Origin of the sequence: Klebsiella quasipneumoniae subsp. quasipneumoniae (assembly GCF_020525925.1) — a bacterium.
GTDB lineage: Bacteria > Pseudomonadota > Gammaproteobacteria > Enterobacterales > Enterobacteriaceae > Klebsiella > Klebsiella quasipneumoniae.
Map to the genome: position 1 here is coordinate 1,840,331 of NZ_CP084876.1, position 18,452 is coordinate 1,858,782.

Genomic DNA, 18,452 nt, shown 5'->3' on the forward strand with positions numbered 1-18,452 from the left:
TTCTGCGTGCCAGACGTGATACCGGCTGTCAGTCATACTTTCAGCCGGTACAAGATTACTGCCGGTATGCTTGTTTAATTTGCTTAACGGTGCTGGAGAATACGGCGGCCTGAGCCTCATCTTCCATCTGCGCGATCTGCTTTTCCATTTTAATAATCACGCGACCCGCGTCTGCCTGACCCATCGCCTGCAGCATTAGCGTCATCAGCGCTTTCAGGCAGGAGACTTCCTGCGCCAGTTCTTGATTATTTTCTGCAGTGGAAAAATCTGGTGTGCTCATCGATATCCTCGTTTGCTCGCTGCGCTATTGCGCCTGTCTGAATGTGAAGGCCGCGCAGTATACCACAAGCGACAGAAAAAAAAGGAGTGCTTAATTTCTGTTCTCTCATCTGAGTTGTGAATGATTTTATGCATCAGATAAGACGTAATAGCTGTCAGCAGCGCAATAATTTCCCCCAATTATTTAGCACGTTAATAATTGTTACATATTTTGCCTCGTATTTATGCGCTACGTAATCTGTTGTGTTTTTTGTGCCTTCTGTATGAGGATTGTTAAAAAATAAGCCTCGGGCAACTGATTGTTCGCAATGACTTTCCACTCAGTGTGCACAGACATTGCCATAAATGAGAGCCAAATCGAGGAGACGGCATTTTTTTGCCTTTTAAATTAGCAATAAAACCCGGTAATATGTGGGAGATAAAGTATCAGTAGCGTTATCCCTCATTCTGGAGATTATTCCTTTGATCAACGTTCTTCTTGTTGATGACCACGAACTGGTGCGCGCAGGGATACGACGCATTCTGGAAGATATAAAAGGGATTAAAGTCGCTGGCGAAGCCTGCTGCGGCGAAGACGCCGTCAAGTGGTGCCGGGCTAATTCCGCTGATGTCGTCCTGATGGACATGAACATGCCCGGGATCGGTGGTCTGGAAGCGACGCGCAAAATCGCGCGCTCGGTAGCGGGCACGAAAGTGATCATGTTGACCGTGCATACCGAGAATCCTTTACCTGCCAAGGTCATGCAGGCAGGGGCGGCAGGGTATCTCAGTAAGGGCGCTGCGCCACAGGAAGTGGTGAATGCGATTCGCTGCGTCGCGTCCGGGCAACGTTACATTGCCTCCGATATTGCTCAGCAAATGGCGTTAAGTCAGATTGAACCGGAAAAAACAGAATCGCCGTTTGCCAGTTTGTCTGAACGCGAATTGCAGATTATGCTGATGATCACCAAAGGTCAGAAGGTGAATGAGATCTCAGAGCAGCTGAATCTGAGTCCTAAAACGGTTAACAGCTATCGCTATCGGATGTTCAGCAAATTGAACATTCATGGCGATGTCGAGCTGACCCACCTGGCAATTCGCCATGGCCTGTGTAATGCGGAGTCGTTAGCAAGCCAGTGAGTGATGTTTTTGACGCAAAAGCTTTCCTGAAAACGGTAACCAGCCAGCCCGGTGTGTATCGGATGTATGATGCTGGCGGAACCGTCATCTATGTTGGCAAAGCCAAAGATTTGAAAAAGCGGCTCAGCAGCTACTTCCGCAGCAACCTCGCGTCGCGTAAAACGGAAGCGCTGGTGGCGCTGATCGCGCAAATCGACGTGACCGTCACCCATACCGAGACGGAAGCGCTGCTGCTTGAACACAACTATATCAAGCTGTACCAGCCGCGGTACAACGTGCTGTTGCGCGACGATAAGTCGTATCCTTTTATCTTCCTCAGCGGCGATACCCATCCGCGTCTGGCGATGCATCGTGGCGCCAAACATGCGAAGGGCGAGTATTTTGGTCCTTTTCCCAACGGCTATGCCGTGCGCGAGACCCTGGCGCTGCTGCAGAAAATCTTTCCCATCCGTCAGTGTGAAAACAGCGTTTACCGCAATCGCTCCCGTCCCTGTCTACAGTATCAGATTGGCCGCTGCCTGGGGCCGTGCGTGGCGGGGCTGGTCAGTGAAGACGAGTATGCTCAGCAGGTGGAGTATGTGCGGCTGTTTCTCGCCGGCAAAGATGATCAGGTGCTGACTCAGCTCATCGCGAGGATGGAGAAGGCGAGTCAGAACCTCGAGTTTGAAGAGGCGGCGCGCATTCGCGACCAGATTCAGGCCGTCCGCCGCGTGACGGAGAAACAGTTTGTCTCTAACACCGGCGATGATCTTGACGTGATCGGGGTTGCCTTCGATGCTGGAATGGCCTGCGTCCATGTGCTGTTTATCCGCCAGGGTAAAGTGCTGGGCAGCCGCAGCTACTTCCCGAAAGTGCCGGGCGGCACCGAGCTGGGCGAGGTCGTGGAGACCTTTGTCGGCCAGTTCTACCTGCAGGGCAGCCAGATGCGCACGCTGCCGGGAGAGATTTTGCTCGACTTCAACCTCGGGGATAAGACGCTGCTGGCCGAGTCGTTGTCGGAGCTGGCGGGGCGCCGAATTCATGTGCAGACTAAACCGCGCGGCGACCGGGCGCGTTACCTTAAGCTGGCGCGCACCAATGCCGCCACGGCGTTAACCACGAAATTGTCTCAGCAATCGACCATTCATCAGCGTCTGCAGGCGCTGGCCACCGTGCTGGAGCTGCCGGCCGTGAAGCGGATGGAGTGCTTTGATATCAGCCACACCATGGGCGAACAGACCGTCGCCTCCTGCGTGGTATTTGACAGTAATGGCCCCCTGCGCGCGGAGTACCGGCGCTACAATATCGCCGGCATCACCCCGGGCGATGACTATGCGGCGATGAATCAGGTCCTGCGCCGTCGCTATGGTAAAGCGATTGATGACAACAAGATTCCGGATGTGATCCTGATAGACGGCGGCAAGGGGCAGCTGGCGCAGGCGAAAGCGGTGTTTGCCGAGCTGGACGTCCCCTGGGATAAACATCATCCGCTGCTGCTGGGCGTGGCGAAAGGTAGCGATCGTAAAGCCGGCCTGGAAACGTTATTCTTTGAACCGGAAGGCGAGGGATTTAGCCTGCCGCCGGATTCGCCGGCCCTGCACGTGATCCAGCATATCCGCGATGAATCGCACGATCATGCGATCTCCGGACATCGCAAAAAACGGGCGAAAGTGAAGAGCACCAGCTCGCTTGAGACTATCGAGGGGGTGGGGCCGAAGCGTCGCCAGATGCTGCTGAAGTACATGGGGGGGCTGCAGGGGCTGCAGCAGGCCAGCGTCGAAGAAATTGCCAAAGTACCGGGCATCTCTCACGCTCTGGCAGAAAAGATCTTCTACTCGTTGAAACATTAGGGGCTCTGTAGCAACATAGGGCTAATTTTTACTTACAACAGATAGTTACCCGTCACTATGCAATTTAATATCCCTACGTTGCTTACTCTGTTCCGCGTCATCCTGATCCCGTTCTTTGTGCTGGCGTTTTATCTGCCCTTTAGCTGGGCGCCGTTTGCCTGCGCGCTGATTTTCTTTGTTGCCGCCGTGACCGACTGGTTTGATGGTTTCCTCGCCCGTCGCTGGAACCAGAGTACCCGGTTCGGCGCCTTCCTCGATCCGGTGGCCGATAAAGTCATGGTGGCTATCGCCATGGTGCTGGTCGCTGAGCACTATCACACCTGGTGGGTTACGCTGCCGGCGGCGACGATGATTGCCCGGGAAATTATTATCTCCGCGCTGCGCGAGTGGATGGCGGAGCTGGGTAAACGCAGCAGCGTGGCGGTCTCGTGGATTGGCAAAGTGAAAACCACCGCACAGATGACTGCCCTGGTGTGGATGCTGTGGCGTCCTTATCCGTGGGTGGAATGGGCCGGGATCGCGCTTTTCCTCGTGGCGGCGGTGCTGACGCTGTGGTCGATGCTGCAATATTTGAACGCGGCGCGCGGCGATTTGCTTGATCAGTGATCGTTTCGCCGTTATTTTCAGCAAACGATGCAAAGTTGCGAAAAATACCGTTGACTCACCGCGAGAGATAAGTAGAATGCAACGCATCGAACGGCGGCACAGTCTTCCAGACGATAACAAAATCAAGTGATTAGCAAATAACTTGATGATGCGGGAATAGCTCAGTTGGTAGAGCACGACCTTGCCAAGGTCGGGGTCGCGAGTTCGAGTCTCGTTTCCCGCTCCAGATTAACAGCATCGGCAGTAGCGGGTGCTTCAGAATTAAAGGCGCGTTAGCAAAGCGGTTATGTAGCGGATTGCAAATCCGTCTAGTCCGGTTCGACTCCGGAACGCGCCTCCACTTTATATCCCGAGCCCGGATGGTGGAATCGGTAGACACAAGGGATTTAAAATCCCTCGGCGTTCGCGCTGTGTGGGTTCAAGTCCCACTCCGGGTACCATTGGGAAATATAGAATAATCAAAGCAATAAGCAGTGTCGTGAAACCACCTACGGGTGGTTTTTTTGTTTTTAAACCCCGCTTTATCACGACATGTCATCCTGTTTTTCTTCTCCACCTTGTCCTGCACCCGAAACATTGTTACTGGCTAAGCCTGCGCCTGATGATACGGGATGCCGTTCTGACTCCGGGCAAGGAGAGGCCTGAAGTCATGGTCTGTGATCGGCACAGACCTCTGGCGTAGAGGCTTACCGTAGTGAAGCCGGTCCGGGTCGCGGCGGATAATAGGCTTAGCGGGTGGGGGATTATATGATCGGAACGATCTCGCTCCCCCAGGCCAGCAGGGGGAGGCAAGCGGGTACACAGCGAACCGGCGTTGAAACCGTCTCTATAGTTCGAGGTTGAAAGAAAGTACTTTCGATATAAATACCATCTCATCCGTAAGCGAGGGGAATTTGCCGGTAAATCTTTCTTCAGACTCAGGGGTAAAACGATATAGCGAATAATTCTCCCCGGACGCGATGCTCTCCAGCTGAAGGTGAGAGGGGTTCCGCAGTGAAAAAGCTAACAGATAAAAGTTCGTCGTGTGATGAGCAAGTTCAGCGACTAATGCCGGGGCGCCTTTGCAAGGTCGATCTCTTATCTGCAGCAAATGACAAAAAGCTTGCCATCCGCGCTTTTTAATATGTTCCTGAGTCTCTTTACTGCCCGGAGGTAATACGCATAATCGGCTGGGGTGGTGGGATCGCGATGGGTGAAGATATCATTCAGGTTATATTTTTGTTTATATTTATTGTGGTGGGCGCAGGGTTCTTTGGACTGGCGATTTAATGAGCTATATTCGTTTTTGTCTAAAAAAGTCTGAAAATCGTCCCTCAGGCAATCGATGATCATCGCCGGGCAGGAAAAAATCCAGTCAAAAGGCAGAGAGGTTTTTTTCAGATTAAATTTTTTCAGTGTCCACGACGTTAAACAATGGCTTCCTAATGACACAATGTGCTTCACAGCCCATTGTCCTTGAGTTTCAATCCCTGATACAGGATGTGGCGGGATACATACATTCTCGAATGCCATTCTGGATGGTGTTAATCGCTTGAACTCGTCACTGTTCATCAGCGATGCGTTAAGAAGTTGTGCTGATTCTGCAAGCGACTTGTCAGAAATTGCATGGTAATAATTTTTAAGACCGTCAGGATCTGCGGGGCGACCCAGTAATGTTTTATACGTAGACTTTATTAACAATATTTTGAGATATTTTTTCTGGATGTCATCTGCCATTTTTTATCCGCTTGAAGCCATAGTGTTGCTTTATTTAATTGCTGCTTAAATATATAGCCATATAAATTGCGCGGGATTATGGCAAGTTGATTTAAGATTGGCAATCCAGCAAAAAATAGCGACTGCAGGGCACGGCGTCGTTGAATATCCTCGGCAGAATCTGGTGGCTATCGATGACTGGGCTGACGGCGGCAATCTCGCGAACGGGATCACCACGTAGTGGGAAACAATCCATTGTCACCGGCAATCGCTCATTTGTCCCAGGACAAAACGATCTCTCCCTGCTACTATCGTCCGGACACTTCATCCAGCCTGCCGGAGGCATCATGTTCACAGGGCTTTGCGCATTTCCGCTGACGCCGCTGCATCAGCAAACTATCGATGAAAAAGCGTTTATTCGTCTTCTTGCTCGTCTTACCGATGCCGGCGTCGACTCCCTGGGCATCTTAGGCTCAACCGGCAGCTACGCCTATCTCAGTCGTGAACAGCGCAAGCGGGTGGTGCAGGTGGCGAAGGCGCATGCCGGGTCGACCCCGATAATGATCGGCGTCGGCGCCATCGCCACCAGCGAGGTGCTCCGGCTGGTGGAGGATGCCCAGCAGGCCGGGGCGGATGCATTGCTCCTGCCGATGATGTCCTATCAGCCGCTCTTTGCGGAGGAGATCTACGCTTTTTACGAGGAGGTCTGCCGGCATGCCTCGGTGCCGGTTTGCCTGTATGACAACCCCCGTACCACCCACGTGACGTTATCGGATGAGCTGCAGGGGCAGATTGCTGCCTTACCGGCCATCGCCTCGATAAAAATTCCCGGTCTGCCCGCGCCGCAGGCGAGCGAACGGGTGGCGGCTCTGCGTCGTCATCTGCCTGGCGGCGTGACGCTTGGCGTTAGCGGTGACGTTCGGGCGACAGCGGGCTTGCAGGCCGGCTGCGAGGTCTGGTACTCGGTCTGCGGCGGCCTCTTTCCTCGTATCTCTCTGGCGCTGGTGAAAGCCATCCGTCACGGCGATGCGGCACAGGTGGCGGCGCTGAATAAGCAACTTGCGCCCCTCTGGCGGTGCTTTGACCGCTACGGCGGCAGCCTGCGGGTGGTCGCCGCCGCTGCGGCCATTCTGGGATTGTGTGATCCTGACTCGCTTCCCCGCCCCTTGCTGCCGTTAGGGGAGGAGGCCTGTCGCGACGTGGCGGCGGCGCTGCACGGGCTGGCCTGATTGTGTCGGGTCGACGCAGGCGCAATGGGCGCTGCCGGGTGGCTTTCTGCCGGCATTTCGGCTACTGTAGGCCCGATTTTTACCATGCGAGCCTGTGAATGAATACCGGACCTTTAAACGAAAACGAACTGGAATGGCTGGACGAGACGCTGGCGAAATACGCCACCGAAGGCGCTATTCTGGATGTCTCTGAACTGGATGGCCTGTTGACGGCGATCCTCTCGGCGCCCACCGCTATCGAACCCGCCCAGTGGCTGCTGGCTATCTGGGGTGGTGCCGATAATGTGCCACGCTGGGCCAACGACCGCGAGCGCGATCGCTTTGTCAATCTGACGCTGCAGCATATGAGCGATATCGCCGAACGGCTGGAGTCTTATCCCGATCAGTTCGAACCGCTGTTCGGCACCCGTGAAGCGGAAGGTCAGGAGCTGACCATCGTTGAAGAGTGGTGTTTTGGCTATCTGCGCGGCGTGGCGCTGAGCGACTGGTCGACGCTGCCTGCTGAACTTCAGCCTGAGCTGGAGGCGATTGCGCTCCACGGTAGCGAAGAACAGTTTTCCGCGCTGGATAATCTGACGGCGGATGAATTTATCGCCAGCATCGAGCGCATCACCCCGGCGGCGCTGGCACTTTACCAGTACTGGATGGCGAATCCACAGCCGGAGGTGGTCCCGCAGCCGGTAAGAAATGAGACGAAAGTCGGACGTAACGATCCCTGTCCGTGCGGCAGCGGTAAAAAGTATAAGCAGTGTTGCTTAGCGAAATGAAAAAGGGGCCAGCTGGCCCCTTTTTTTATCCCACCGCCGGTAACAGCCCGGCGACGATGCAGAACTGGATCGCTACGATGCCGATCCCGCACAGCAGGACCAGCCACAGCGCCGGGGCGCCGCCGGCCACCCGCCAGGCGGCCTGCGGATGCAGTCGGCGGCTCTTCATGACCAGCATGGCCGGTAACATCAGGGCCAGCACGGCCAACGCCACCCCGGCGTAGCCCAGGGCCATGACGAAGCCGCGGGGATAGAACAGGGCGAACGCCAGCGGCGGCAGAAAGGTGATCATCCCGCTCTGCAGACGCCCGCTGACGCTGTTTTTGCGCTGAAACATATCGGCCAGATAATCAAACAGCCCGAGCGAGACGCCGAGGAAGGAGGTCGCCAGCGCAAGGTCGGCGAACAGGTGTACGGCCAGCTCCACGTGCGGCGACGCTACCACTTCGCGGATCGCCTCCAGCAGACCGTTCAGACCGGCATGTTGCGCCAGCAGGGCGGTAAAGGCCGGAGCGTCGATACTGCCTAGCGTCGCCAGCTGCCAGAAAATATAAGCCACCAGCGGAATAAAACTGCCGATAATAAACACCCGGCGCAGCTTACGGATATCGCCCCCCAGATAGCTGACGACGCTCGGCACGCTGCCGTGAAAGCCAAAAGAGGTAAAGATCACCGGAATGGCCGACAGTGCCAGGCCTTGCTCAACCGGCAGCGTGAGCAGGTTCACCTGATGAATGTGCGGCATCAGCAGAGCCAGCATAATCACCAGGAAGACGATTTTGGCGCTAAACAGGAAGCGATTGAACAGGTCGACCAGCGCGGTGCCAATGCACACCACCGCCCCGCCGAGCAGGGTGAAGATCAGTACGCCGGCAGCCGGCGGCAGCTGCCAGTCCAGCCACTGGTTGAGGCTGGAAGCGAGTAATTCGCCGGCGCCACTGATGTAGGCCGCCGTGAGGGCGTACAGCAGAAACAGCATGCAGAACCCGGTGATCCATTGTCCATAACGGCCCAGATAGCGCGCCGCCAGGGAACCGAGCCCCATATCGGCAGGGACATGCTGGTAGACTTCCAGCAGCAAAAGGGCGGTATAGCACATCAATGCCCACAGGGTGAAAAGTAAACCCAGCGTGACGGTAAAGCCGACGCCTGCGGCGGCCAATGGCATCGCCAACATACCTGCACCGATTGTGGTGCCGGCTACGATTAAAATACTGCCCAGAGTGCGGTTCTTCACGCTTTTCGCTATCCCTACAGCAAATCACAATAATTTATGCCGCGCAGAGTAGGGGATATTGCGTCTTTCGTCAAATCAGGGTTACAAGCTCTGTAATTAAAACTTTACAAGGTCCAAAGGATGAAAGCCTGCGCTGGCGCAAGGCGCGGGCCGTCGGTCTGGCCTAAGCTGGCGTTTTTTTCCGGAGGGGTTATGTCTTCTATTCATGGTCATGAAGTGCTGCAGATGATGCTGGCGTCGAAGGAGTGCTGGACGGTGGCTTCGCTGGAGGCGGCCATTCACCGTCGCTTTGGCGCAGAGGCGCTCTTTCACACCTGTTCGGCGGAAAATCTGAGCGCTGCGGAGCTGGTGGCGTTTTTAGAGCAGAAAGGCAAATTTATTGCCAGAGAGGCAGGATTTACCACCGCAGAAAACAAGATTTGTCAGCATTGAAAATGCCGCGACGGAAAAGCGTCGCGGCGCGGGCAATTAATTCTGCGTATCGAGGGTGGCCAGCTCTTTGTCGATAAAGTACAGACCTTCACCGCTTTTCCCGGCGAGGGTCAGTTTATCAATTACCGATTTAAATAATTTCTCTTCTTCATGCTGTTCGGCGACATACCACTGCAGGAAATTAAAGGTCGGGTAATCCTGACTGGTCATAGCCGCGTGCGCCAGTTCATTAATTTTTTGCGTGATCAGCTGCTCGTGCTCATAGGTCTGGCGGAACAGTTCATCCAGTGACGCATACTCGGCAAACGGGGAGGCGATAGCGTTGATGCGCGGCAGGCTGCCGGTGTCGGTCAGGTAGTCGAACAGGCGCTGCATATGGGTCATCTCTTCCTGGGCATGGCGACGCAGGAAGGCCGCAGCCCCTTCAAAACTATGATAACTGCACCAGGCGCTCATCTGCTGATAAAGAAGAGAAGAATAGAGTTCAAGATTCATCTGTTCATTCAGTTTGTCGATCATTTCCGTTTTCAGCATCGTCGCGCTCCTGGAATTAAAATATAGATGTTATCGGCTGCCACTATAATTTGTTATTTAATTATTTGCAAAAAGTAAATTTAAAAAGATTTTATTTAAAATGCTAATGGGAATAACACGCATTGGCAGTTTAATAATAAATGAGAATGGTTTTAATTTATTATTAGTTTTTTGCGGAGGCGAAATGACTGCCTTTGCGGATTGCGAGGCGGGGAGCGCCAGGCGGAGTCGTCCTGATGAGGGGGCGACACCCTAACCTGAGCGGCAGAGGCGGCGAAAGTGTGAAGCGCTGCGTAATTTTTAAAACAACTTTTCATAAAATTTGAAAGTTTGTTTTCCAGGTAGTAGAGTGCAGTCAACGCCAATGACATTCTGCGGGCAGGCCCGCACAGCATTCAGGAGAGTAAACCATGAAGATTGCACTGATGATGGAGAACAGCCAGGCGAACAAAAACGCCATCATCCTCAAGGAGCTTAACGCGGTTGCCGACGAAAAAGGATTTCCGGTCTATAACGTCGGTATGAGCGATGAGAACGATCATCATCTGACCTATATTCACCTCGGGATCATGGCCAGCATCCTGCTGAATTCGAAGGCGGTCGACTTCGTGGTCACCGGATGCGGTACCGGCCAGGGAGCGCTGATGTCGCTGAACATCCATCCTGGCGTGGTCTGCGGCTACTGTATCGACCCGGCGGATGCGTTCCTGTTTGCCCAGATCAACAACGGTAACGCGCTGTCGCTGCCGTTTGCCAAAGGTTTCGGCTGGGGCGCCGAGCTGAACGTGCGGTTTATCTTTGAAAAAGCCTTTACCGGTCGTAACGGCGAAGGCTATCCGCCGGAGCGCAAAGAACCGCAGGTGCGTAATGCCGGGATCCTCAACCAGGTCAAAGCGGCGGTAGTCAAAGAAAATTATCTCGATACCCTGCGCGCCATCGATCCGGAACTGGTGAAAACCGCGGTCTCTGGCCCTCGCTTCCAGCAGTGCTTCTTCGAAAACTGCCAGGATAAAGCGATCGAAGCGTTTGTCCGCCAGATCGTCGGGTAATCGTTATCAGGGCCAGCGCCGCTGGCCCTTCCAACCTCTACGATTTCTTCGCCGACACGCTGCTGCCTGCCGTTTTGGCCAGATGCAGGCTGTCGATCATCCCCACCAGACAAATCACCGCGATAAACACAAACGCCAGGCGAAAGCTGATCCCCGGTACGGCGGAAAGGTGCAGCCAGTCGCCGACCTGTTCACCCAGGCGAATGCCGATTGCCCCAAGGGTGATCCCCAGCCCCACCGCCAGCTGCGACGCGGTACTGAACAGGGTATTGGCATCGCTCATCTGCGCGGCGGGGACATCGGCAAAGGCCAGCGTGCTCACGCCCGTGAACTGGACTGAGCGAAACACCCCGCCGAGATAAAGGATCAGCATGATCGCCCAGACCGGGGTTTGCGGCGTGAGCAGCGCGCAGGCCAGCAGCGAACAGACGTTCAGCGCGCCGTTGATCAACAGCAGGCGACGAAAGCCCAGCCAGCGGATCAGCGGCGTGGTGGCGGGTTTAATCGTTAAATTGCCGACAAATACCGCCAGTACCAACAGACCAGAGTGAAAGGGATCCATGCCGAACCCCACCTGAAACAGCAGCGGCAGGAGAAAGGGGACCGCGCTGATGGAGGCCCGGAACAGCGAGCCGCCGTACATCGTCACGCGGAACGTCGGCACCTGCAACGCCGTCAGACGAACCATAGGCGCTGTCGCCCGACGGAAGTGGCGGATAGCATACGCCAGACAGCCGAAGCCAAGCGCGGCGAGGGCCAGCGTCGGCCAGATCTGCGGCTGACGATCGCCGAGCCGTTCCATCGCCGTGACCAGGCTGACCATCGCCACCGCGGTCGTGATAAACCCTGTCATATCAAAGGCGCGCCGCTCTGCTTCGCGGATATCAGGAATGATGCGCAACGACAGGATAATCGCCGCGACGCCCAGCGGGACATTGATAAAGAAGATCCAGTGCCAGCTGGCGTAGCGGGTAATAAAGCCTCCCAAAGGCGGGCCGATAATAGGGGCCACCAGCGCCGGCCAGGTGAGGGTGGCGATGGCCTTTATCAGCAGGTGTTTCGGCGTGGTGCGCAGTACCGCCAGACGACCGACGGGGACCATCAGCGCGCCGCCGATCCCCTGCAGGATACGCATGGCGACAAAGATATGCATCTCGCTGGAGAGGCCGCAAAAGATCGAGGCAAGGGTAAAAATGGCCAGGGCGAGGGTGAAGATAGCCCGGGCGCCAAAGCGATCGGCGATCCAGCCGCTGGCGGGGATCAGCACCGCGAGGGTAATCAGATAGGCGCTGATGCCGATATTCAGCTCGACGGCGGTAACGCCAAAATCTCTCGCCATGTCGGGCAGGGCGGTAGCGATCACCGTCCCGTCGAGAAACTCCATAAAAAAGGCGCCAGCCACCAGCAGCGCCGGGGCTGAAAAAGCACGTTCGTTCCCGGAAGAGATCGCGGTATTCATGTTGTCGCTGCCATCAAGGGGATCCTCGGCAAAGCGGCAGCAAAGGTGCCGCCAGCCACTCGGGTGGCGAAAAAAACCTGCCACGGCAGGTTTTATTATCGTTAACGATTTAGGGTACTATTACGCTCCTGAAAAAAGGAGTAATTAATGTCTCAACATCTTACCGAACACGACGAGCTGGTTTCCGATGTGGTTGCCTGCCAGCTGGTTATCAAGCAGATCCTCGACGTGATTGACGTCATCGCGCCGGTGGAAGTGCGTGAAAAAATGACCAGCCAGCTGAAAGCCATCGACTTCGCCAGCCACCCGGCCTCTGCCGATCCGGTGACGCTTCGCGCGGTGCAAAAAGCGATTGCCCTGATTGAGCTGAAGTTTACCCCGCAGGAAGAAACGCATTAATAACCGGCCCCGCGGGTGACCGACGGGGCCTTTTCCTTTAATGGGAAACCACGGTCTGCGTTGGCGCAGCCTCAGCGGTTTTAAACAATTTGCTGTTGCCCCAGCACTCTTCGTAGCGATGGCCAACCAGATCCTCAACGATTGCCCGCACCTCCGGCGCAATATCACTGATTTTACCGCCCGCTTTAATCCGCGCGACTTCCTGCAGGACCACCAGATGGGCTTTACGGTCCAGTTTCATCTGCTTACTGAAGACGATGGCGGCCAGGGCTAAGGCGACGACACCGACGCAGAATACCACCGCGATGGCGGTCACGGCGCTTTCCGGTTGGCTGTGCGCTTTTGACTGGAAACCGTAAAAGCTCAGGATGGCCCCCATCGAAAACACCACAATCGAGCGCAGAATTTTCCCTGAAAAGGTCATGGCGCCGGCATAGATGCCTTCCCGGCGGCGTCCGGTGTAGATCTCGTCGACATCGGCGAGGAAGGTGTAAACGGTCCAGGGAATATAGTAAACCCCGCCGGTCCCCAGGCCGAACAGCACGGTAATACCGAACATCAGCACGGTCGCCAGGCCTGACGGCAGATGGAAGAACCACAGCGAGGTATACAGCAGGACTGCGAAAATCACGATCCCCAGCGCGAGGATATAGGGTTTGCTGAAGCCCTTTTTCACACACAGGCCGATAAACAGCGCGGTGGAGATCAGCTGCAGAATCGAGTTCAGGCTGTTCAGCCCGGCCACCATTGCCGGATCGTGCTGCAGAACGAATATCACGAAATAGGTGAAGATGGAGGCAAACAGCCATTCCGCGCCAAACCCGCACAGGTACATACCGAGATGTTTGCGGAACACGCGCAGATAAAAGGTGGAACGCATGTCTTTCGCCAGCGACAGCAGGGTGCTCAGCAGCCCCTTTTTCGCGCTGGTATCCACGGCTTCCGCACGCTCGCGCTCCCAGCTGCACAGCCACAGACAGGTAATCGCGACGATCAGGATCGCGCCGTAGGTCAGGCCGGTGAGGAAGAAAGGGGTGGCGGAATCTTTGCCGTACAGCAGAATGAACTGTCCGGGAATAAATGCGGCGAGGAAGTTGGCCAGCTTGCCGAAGATGGCTTTATAGCCGGTGAGCTTTGAGCGTAGCGAGAAATCATCGGTCATCTCTGTCGCCAGCGTTTCATAGGGCACCATGATGGAGGTGTAGATGATCTCAAACACCACGTAGGTGCACAGGTAGTACCAGAAACTCAGGCCCTCTACCCACAGCAGCGGGTAGAACAGCATCAGCGGAATGCCGATCAGCAAAAAGAAGCGCCGACGGCCAAAGCGCTTGCCTAACCGCGTTTTGCCAAAGTTATCCGTCAGATAGCCCATCAGCGGGTTGCTGATGGCGTCGATGATGCTGGCGACGGAGAAGATAAATGAGGCCTCGATCAGCGTCAGGCCGCAAAAGGTCGTATAAAAATAGAGTAGCCATGCCCCGCTTATCGCCAGTGCGCCACTCCCTAACAGATTACCGCCGCCGTAGGCTAACTGATGGCGTAACAAGATCGGTCTTCCCTGCAGCCCTTCAGAGGCTGAAGCCGTGTATCGAGCCATAAAAAATAAACCTCGTGTTTTATATTTTTGAAACACTGTTTTTATATTTCTTTGTGGCTCAACAAAAAGTGACCGCGCTCACTAATCCCCCCAAAGGGGTAACGGTGACGAGGGAATGGGATCGAGTTAAAACTTTTTTATTCTTTTGAGGAATAAATGGCAGGGGAGTATAGCGATAACGGATTAATAAACAGGGCGGGGCAGCGCGAACGCGCTCCCCCCTGATCGGCCGAGAAAGGCCCGACACCTCTGATTAATGGGGTTTCTGTGACGCTCCGACGAGGGCCATCAGACGGCGATCGGTCTGTTCCATACCGATCCCGGCTTTGTCGGCATTGCGAATTTCCTCGAGCACGCTTTGCAGCAGCAGCCCATCCTGCTGCTGCTCTTCCGCCAGCCGGGTCAGAAAACGCCAGGTGTTGTCATCGCTCTGCGCTTTGGCTTCTTCGGCGAGACCGCTCAGCATACTGCTACGCTGGCGGTAATCGACCAGGGTTTGGGTAAAGAGATCTTCCAGCGAGGTACATTCGGGATTACAGGCGCGGTCGGGATTCACTATCGGCCAGCTGCCGGCTTTTTTCAGATAGTCAAATACGCGCATGGTGAGGGTGATGCTGCACTGCGCGCGGTTGCGCAAAAGTGTCGCGGCGCCGTCGAAGCGATGCCGGGCGCACCACTCGCTTAAGTTCAGGTAAACGTTAGAGGCGTGGAACTCAAGGTTCATCTGGGTGTTTAGCTTTTGTGCCATTCCTGGAACTGCCATAAAAATATCCTTATTAACCGGGAAGGGGTTACTGGTGCGCGTCAGCGGTTCCTGCGGTAAACAACAGGATAAAAGAGTGACGCGCTGCACTGTTGCAGAATAATAAAACTCTACACATTCCGTATGAGTCGGGTAATTTTTCCTCTTGCCGACAATTTTAGAATACTCGCTGAATGGAATTAAGAAAACTCTCAATATGGATAATTTACGTTTTGTTACACGATTATTCCTGAATGACGACTGGCTGGAGGTTGGCGGCGTAGACCGGGGCGCTAGCGCGGTGTGCCAGGTATAAGTTATAGGTATTTGACTACGAGATTCGTCGTATAACGCAAAGCTATAAGTTATTTCAGAGAGCAATGTTTCATGGTGATGATAATTATTTTTATTTTTTGTTGCAGGCTTTTTTATGCAGCGGGAATATCTTTTTTCAATTCGGAATAAATTACGCAAAAGATCCGTTTTATCGCGATATAAAACGGCCGATGCCGGACTGGCGACGCGCGTCTGCTGATCTTCAGCGCCGGCAGGCAGTTGACCGCCGCTGCGACCCCGTTAGCCGCTGGATATAACAGTGCCGTAACCCTCTGTTAAACACCCTCTGACATCACAGGGATAACCCTGCTGGTGGTATAGATGATCCTGCTATTCTCCGGTTAAATTGTATGACAATTATGTCTTTTTTTATGGCTTTTTTTGCTAAATCTATGTACGCAATTACTGTAATTCCGCGATGTGATAATGCTCTCGTATGGAGAAATAATTTCCGGGTATTACTACTCTAACAACGGCAGTAGGGAATGTGATTTTTCTAATGCCTTGTTTTGATGCTGATAAAAAAGTTAATTCCGATTTTTCCCTACATGAAAGCGAATTAAAGCTGGAGTTTACCATGCACAAATTTACTAAAGCGCTGGCGGCCATTGGTCTTGCAGCGGTTATGTCACAATCAGCTATGGCGGAAAACCTGAAATTGGGTTTTCTGGTGAAACAGCCGGAAGAGCCATGGTTCCAGACCGAGTGGAAATTTGCTGATAAAGCAGGAAAAGATTTAGGCTTTGACGTCATTAAAATTGCGGTGCCGGATGGTGAGAAAACCCTGAACGCCATCGATAGCCTGGCGGCCAGCGGCGCGAAGGGCTTTGTCATCTGTACCCCCGATCCTAAGCTCGGCTCGGCGATTGTCGCTAAGGCGCGCGGCTATGACATGAAGGTGATTACCGTCGATGACCAGTTCGTCAACGCCAAAGGTAAACCGATGGAGAGCGTGCCGCTGGTGATGATGGCGGCCAGCGAAATCGGCGCCCGCCAGGGGCAGGAGCTGTATAAAGAGATGCAGAAACGCGGCTGGGATGTCAAAGACACCGCGGTGATGGCCATCACCGCCGATGAGCTGGACACCGCCCGCCGTCGTACCACTGGCTCCATCGATGCCCTGAAGGCGGCCGGTTTCCCGGAAGCGCAAATCTACCGCGTTCCGACAAAATCTAACGATATCCCGGGGGCGTTTGACGCCGGTAACTCAATGCTGGTCCAGCACCCGCAGGTTAAACACTGGCTGATCGTTGGGATGAACGACAACACCGTGCTCGGCGGCGTGCGTGCCACTGAAGGCCAGGGCTTTAAAGCGCCGGATGTGATTGGCATTGGCATCAACGGCGTGGATGCCGTCAACGAACTGTCGAAGGCGCAGCCGACCGGCTTCTATGGCTCCCTGCTGCCAAGCCCGGATATTCATGGCTATAAAACCAGCGAAATGCTCTACAACTGGGTCACCAAGGGCGTTGAGCCGCCGAAGTTCACTGCGGTGACCGATGTGGTGCTGATTACCCGCGATAACTTCAAAGAAGAGCTGGCGAAAAAAGGGCTGTAACAGCCCGGTTGAACTGGCCCCCGCCGCGGCGGGGGCTGAGTGCAGAAGAGCGGAGTCGTTATGCAACAGTCTACCCCTTATCTCTCATTTCGCGGCATCACCATGACGTTCCCTGGCGTAAAGGCCTTGTCCGATATCAGTTTTGACTGCTACCCAGGACAGATCCACGCGCTGATGGGCGAAAATGGCGCAGGCAAATCGACGCTGCTGAAAATCCTCAGCGGTAACTACATCCCCACCGCGGGCCACCTGCAGATCGGCGGTCAGCAGATGGCGTTCACCAATACGATGGCGGCGCTCAACGCCGGCGTGGCGATTATCTATCAGGAACTGCATCTGATCCCGGAGATGACCGTCGCCGAAAATATCTATCTTGGCCAGCTGCCGCACAGAGGCGGTATCGTCAACCGCTCGCTGCTCAACTACGAGGCCCGCCTGCAGCTTGAGCATCTGGGGCTGGATATCGACCCGGAGACGCCGCTGAAGTATCTCTCCATTGGCCAGTGGCAGATGGTGGAGATTGCCAAAGCGCTGGCGCGTAACGCCAAAATTATCGCCTTCGATGAACCGACCAGTTCGCTCTCCGCCCGGGAGATCGACAACCTGTTTCGCGTTATCCGCGAGCTACGGGAGGAGGGGCGAGTCATCATCTATGTTTCACACCGGATGGAAGAAATTTTTGCCCTCAGCGATGCCATCACCGTCTTTAAAGATGGCCGCTACGTCTGCACCTTTGATGATATGCCGAGCGTCAGCCACGACGCGCTGGTTCAGGCGATGGTGGGACGCAATCTGGGGGATATTTACGGCTGGAAACCTCGCCCCTACGGCGAAGAGCGGCTGCGTCTGGAGGAGGTGAAGGCCCCGGGCGTGCGCACGCCGGTCAGCCTCTCGGTGCGCAGTGGCGAAATCGTCGGCCTGTTTGGGCTGGTGGGCGCCGGGCGCAGCGAACTGATGAAAGGTCTGTTCGGCGGGACGCGGATCACCAGCGGTCAGGTGTATATCGATGGCCAGCCCGTCGACATACGCAAACCGGCCCAGGCCATCCAGGCCGGGATGATGCTGTGCCCGGAAGATCGGAAAGCGGAGGGGATTATTCCGGTTCACTCCGTGCGCGACAACATCAATATCAGCGCCCGGCGCAAGCATATCCACGCCGGGTGCCTGATCAACAACGCCTGGGAGGCGGACAACGCCGATCAGCATATCCAGTCGCTGAACATTAAAACGCCGGGCCCGGAACAGCTGATCATGAACCTGTCTGGCGGCAACCAGCAGAAAGCGATCCTGGGCCGCTGGCTGTCGGAAGAGATGAAGGTGATCCTGCTCGATGAGCCCACCCGCGGTATCGATGTCGGCGCCAAACATGAAATTTACAACGTGATATATGGCCTCGCCGCCTCCGGTGTCGCCGTGGTATTTGCCTCCAGCGACCTGCCGGAAGTGCTGGGCGTCGCCGACCGCATCGTGGTGATGCGTGAAGGGCAAGTCGCCGGCGAACTGCTGCATGAAGAAGCCAATGAACAGCAGGCGTTAAGCCTTGCGATGCCAAAAGTGAGTCAGGCTGTCGCCTGAGTAAGGA

Annotated in this window: 18 protein-coding genes, 3 tRNA genes and 1 pseudogene; 14 read left to right on the forward strand and 8 right to left on the reverse strand. The window is 55.1% G+C overall.

Annotated features, from left to right (window positions below; all coding sequences use genetic code 11):
- Nucleotides 1–55: 55 nt before the first annotated feature.
- On the reverse strand, nt 56–280 hold the full coding sequence (locus tag LGM20_RS08895; protein ID WP_023290279.1) for a DUF2594 family protein: 225 nt from the start codon (nt 278–280) through the stop codon (nt 56–58).
- Between the two features lie 461 nt (nt 281–741).
- On the opposite strand from LGM20_RS08895, the gene uvrY reads away from it, so the two are divergent.
- The 6 genes from uvrY (at nt 742) to LGM20_RS08925 (ending at nt 4,273) form a co-directional block, all read left to right on the forward strand.
- The gene (uvrY, locus tag LGM20_RS08900; RefSeq protein ID WP_002911539.1) at nt 742–1,398 is read left to right on the forward strand and encodes a UvrY/SirA/GacA family response regulator transcription factor; all 657 of its coding nucleotides are present in this window, start codon (nt 742–744) and stop codon (nt 1,396–1,398) included.
- Complete coding sequence (gene uvrC / locus LGM20_RS08905; RefSeq protein WP_023290278.1) at nt 1,395–3,227, forward strand: excinuclease ABC subunit UvrC; 1,833 nt, start codon at nt 1,395–1,397, stop codon at nt 3,225–3,227. Before uvrY ends, uvrC begins: the two co-directional genes overlap by 4 nt.
- Before the next feature lie 57 nt (nt 3,228–3,284).
- A complete protein-coding gene (gene pgsA, locus LGM20_RS08910) occupies nt 3,285–3,833 on the forward strand; it encodes a CDP-diacylglycerol--glycerol-3-phosphate 3-phosphatidyltransferase (protein ID WP_004141115.1) in 549 nt (182 codons plus the stop codon).
- Between the two features lie 150 nt (nt 3,834–3,983).
- Nucleotides 3,984–4,059 (forward strand) — tRNA-Gly (locus tag LGM20_RS08915).
- Between the two features lie 40 nt (nt 4,060–4,099).
- A tRNA-Cys gene (locus LGM20_RS08920) sits at nt 4,100–4,173 on the forward strand.
- 13 nt (nt 4,174–4,186) lie between these two features.
- Nucleotides 4,187–4,273, forward strand: a tRNA-Leu gene (locus LGM20_RS08925).
- Between the two features lie 637 nt (nt 4,274–4,910).
- On the opposite strand, the gene LGM20_RS08930 is transcribed toward LGM20_RS08925, so the two are convergent.
- Nucleotides 4,911–5,549, reverse strand: coding sequence for a DUF1796 family putative cysteine peptidase (locus LGM20_RS08930; protein ID WP_224222699.1), 639 nt, complete (start codon nt 5,547–5,549; stop codon nt 4,911–4,913).
- Nucleotides 5,550–5,875: 326 nt separating this feature from the next.
- Here LGM20_RS08930 and LGM20_RS08935 point away from each other — a divergent pair, with 326 nt between their 5' ends.
- Nucleotides 5,876–6,757, forward strand: a complete 882-nt coding sequence (locus tag LGM20_RS08935) for a dihydrodipicolinate synthase family protein (RefSeq protein ID WP_044524002.1) — start codon at nt 5,876–5,878, stop codon at nt 6,755–6,757.
- A 98-nt stretch (nt 6,758–6,855) separates the two neighbouring features.
- Nucleotides 6,856–7,524, forward strand: a complete 669-nt coding sequence (locus tag LGM20_RS08940; protein ID WP_004203454.1) for a YecA/YgfB family protein — start codon at nt 6,856–6,858, stop codon at nt 7,522–7,524.
- Nucleotides 7,525–7,549: 25 nt separating this feature from the next.
- Here LGM20_RS08940 and tyrP read toward each other — a convergent pair whose 3' ends face one another.
- Complete coding sequence (gene tyrP / locus LGM20_RS08945) at nt 7,550–8,761, reverse strand: tyrosine transporter TyrP (RefSeq protein WP_032428925.1); 1,212 nt, start codon at nt 8,759–8,761, stop codon at nt 7,550–7,552.
- A 192-nt stretch (nt 8,762–8,953) separates the two neighbouring features.
- Between tyrP and LGM20_RS08950 the strand changes: the two genes are divergently transcribed.
- The gene (locus tag LGM20_RS08950; RefSeq protein WP_044524001.1) at nt 8,954–9,193 is read left to right on the forward strand and encodes a YecH family metal-binding protein; all 240 of its coding nucleotides are present in this window, start codon (nt 8,954–8,956) and stop codon (nt 9,191–9,193) included.
- Nucleotides 9,194–9,229: 36 nt separating this feature from the next.
- Here LGM20_RS08950 and ftnA read toward each other — a convergent pair whose 3' ends face one another.
- Both ftnA and LGM20_RS08960 read right to left on the reverse strand, forming a co-directional pair.
- Nucleotides 9,230–9,727 carry a non-heme ferritin gene (ftnA, locus tag LGM20_RS08955; RefSeq protein ID WP_004203451.1) on the reverse strand — a complete coding sequence of 166 codons (498 nt, stop codon included), beginning with the start codon at nt 9,725–9,727 and terminating at the stop codon, nt 9,230–9,232.
- Between the two features lie 57 nt (nt 9,728–9,784).
- Nucleotides 9,785–9,895, reverse strand: a pseudogene (locus LGM20_RS08960) (hypothetical protein); the annotation flags it as partial.
- Between the two features lie 242 nt (nt 9,896–10,137).
- Here LGM20_RS08960 and LGM20_RS08965 point away from each other — a divergent pair.
- Nucleotides 10,138–10,776, forward strand: a complete 639-nt coding sequence (locus tag LGM20_RS08965) for an RpiB/LacA/LacB family sugar-phosphate isomerase (RefSeq protein ID WP_023290273.1) — start codon at nt 10,138–10,140, stop codon at nt 10,774–10,776.
- 37 nt (nt 10,777–10,813) lie between these two features.
- On the opposite strand, the gene LGM20_RS08970 is transcribed toward LGM20_RS08965, so the two are convergent.
- Nucleotides 10,814–12,235, reverse strand: coding sequence for an MFS transporter (locus LGM20_RS08970; protein ID WP_032453401.1), 1,422 nt, complete (start codon nt 12,233–12,235; stop codon nt 10,814–10,816).
- 147 nt (nt 12,236–12,382) lie between these two features.
- Here LGM20_RS08970 and LGM20_RS08975 point away from each other — a divergent pair, with 147 nt between their 5' ends.
- Entirely contained in the window at nt 12,383–12,634 is a 252-nt protein-coding gene (locus LGM20_RS08975; RefSeq protein ID WP_004203448.1) for a DUF2766 family protein, read from the forward strand.
- A 37-nt stretch (nt 12,635–12,671) separates the two neighbouring features.
- On the opposite strand, the gene LGM20_RS08980 is transcribed toward LGM20_RS08975, so the two are convergent.
- Nucleotides 12,672–14,183, reverse strand: coding sequence for an MFS transporter (locus LGM20_RS08980; protein WP_032453400.1), 1,512 nt, complete (start codon nt 14,181–14,183; stop codon nt 12,672–12,674).
- A 65-nt stretch (nt 14,184–14,248) separates the two neighbouring features.
- Here LGM20_RS08980 and LGM20_RS08985 point away from each other — a divergent pair, with 65 nt between their 5' ends.
- Nucleotides 14,249–14,383, forward strand: coding sequence for a hypothetical protein (locus tag LGM20_RS08985; RefSeq protein ID WP_032428923.1), 135 nt, complete (start codon nt 14,249–14,251; stop codon nt 14,381–14,383).
- A 104-nt stretch (nt 14,384–14,487) separates the two neighbouring features.
- On the opposite strand, the gene LGM20_RS08990 is transcribed toward LGM20_RS08985, so the two are convergent.
- A complete protein-coding gene (locus LGM20_RS08990; protein ID WP_044523998.1) occupies nt 14,488–14,997 on the reverse strand; it encodes a non-heme ferritin-like protein in 510 nt (169 codons plus the stop codon).
- Nucleotides 14,998–15,889: 892 nt separating this feature from the next.
- Between LGM20_RS08990 and LGM20_RS08995 the strand changes: the two genes are divergently transcribed.
- Complete coding sequence (locus LGM20_RS08995; protein ID WP_004203441.1) at nt 15,890–16,870, forward strand: arabinose ABC transporter substrate-binding protein; 981 nt, start codon at nt 15,890–15,892, stop codon at nt 16,868–16,870.
- A gap of 60 nt (nt 16,871–16,930) precedes the next feature.
- Nucleotides 16,931–18,445: an L-arabinose ABC transporter ATP-binding protein AraG gene (gene araG, locus LGM20_RS09000; RefSeq protein WP_044523997.1), complete on the forward strand. Its 1,515-nt coding sequence runs from the start codon at nt 16,931–16,933 to the stop codon at nt 18,443–18,445.
- Nucleotides 18,446–18,452: the final 7 nt, after the last annotated feature.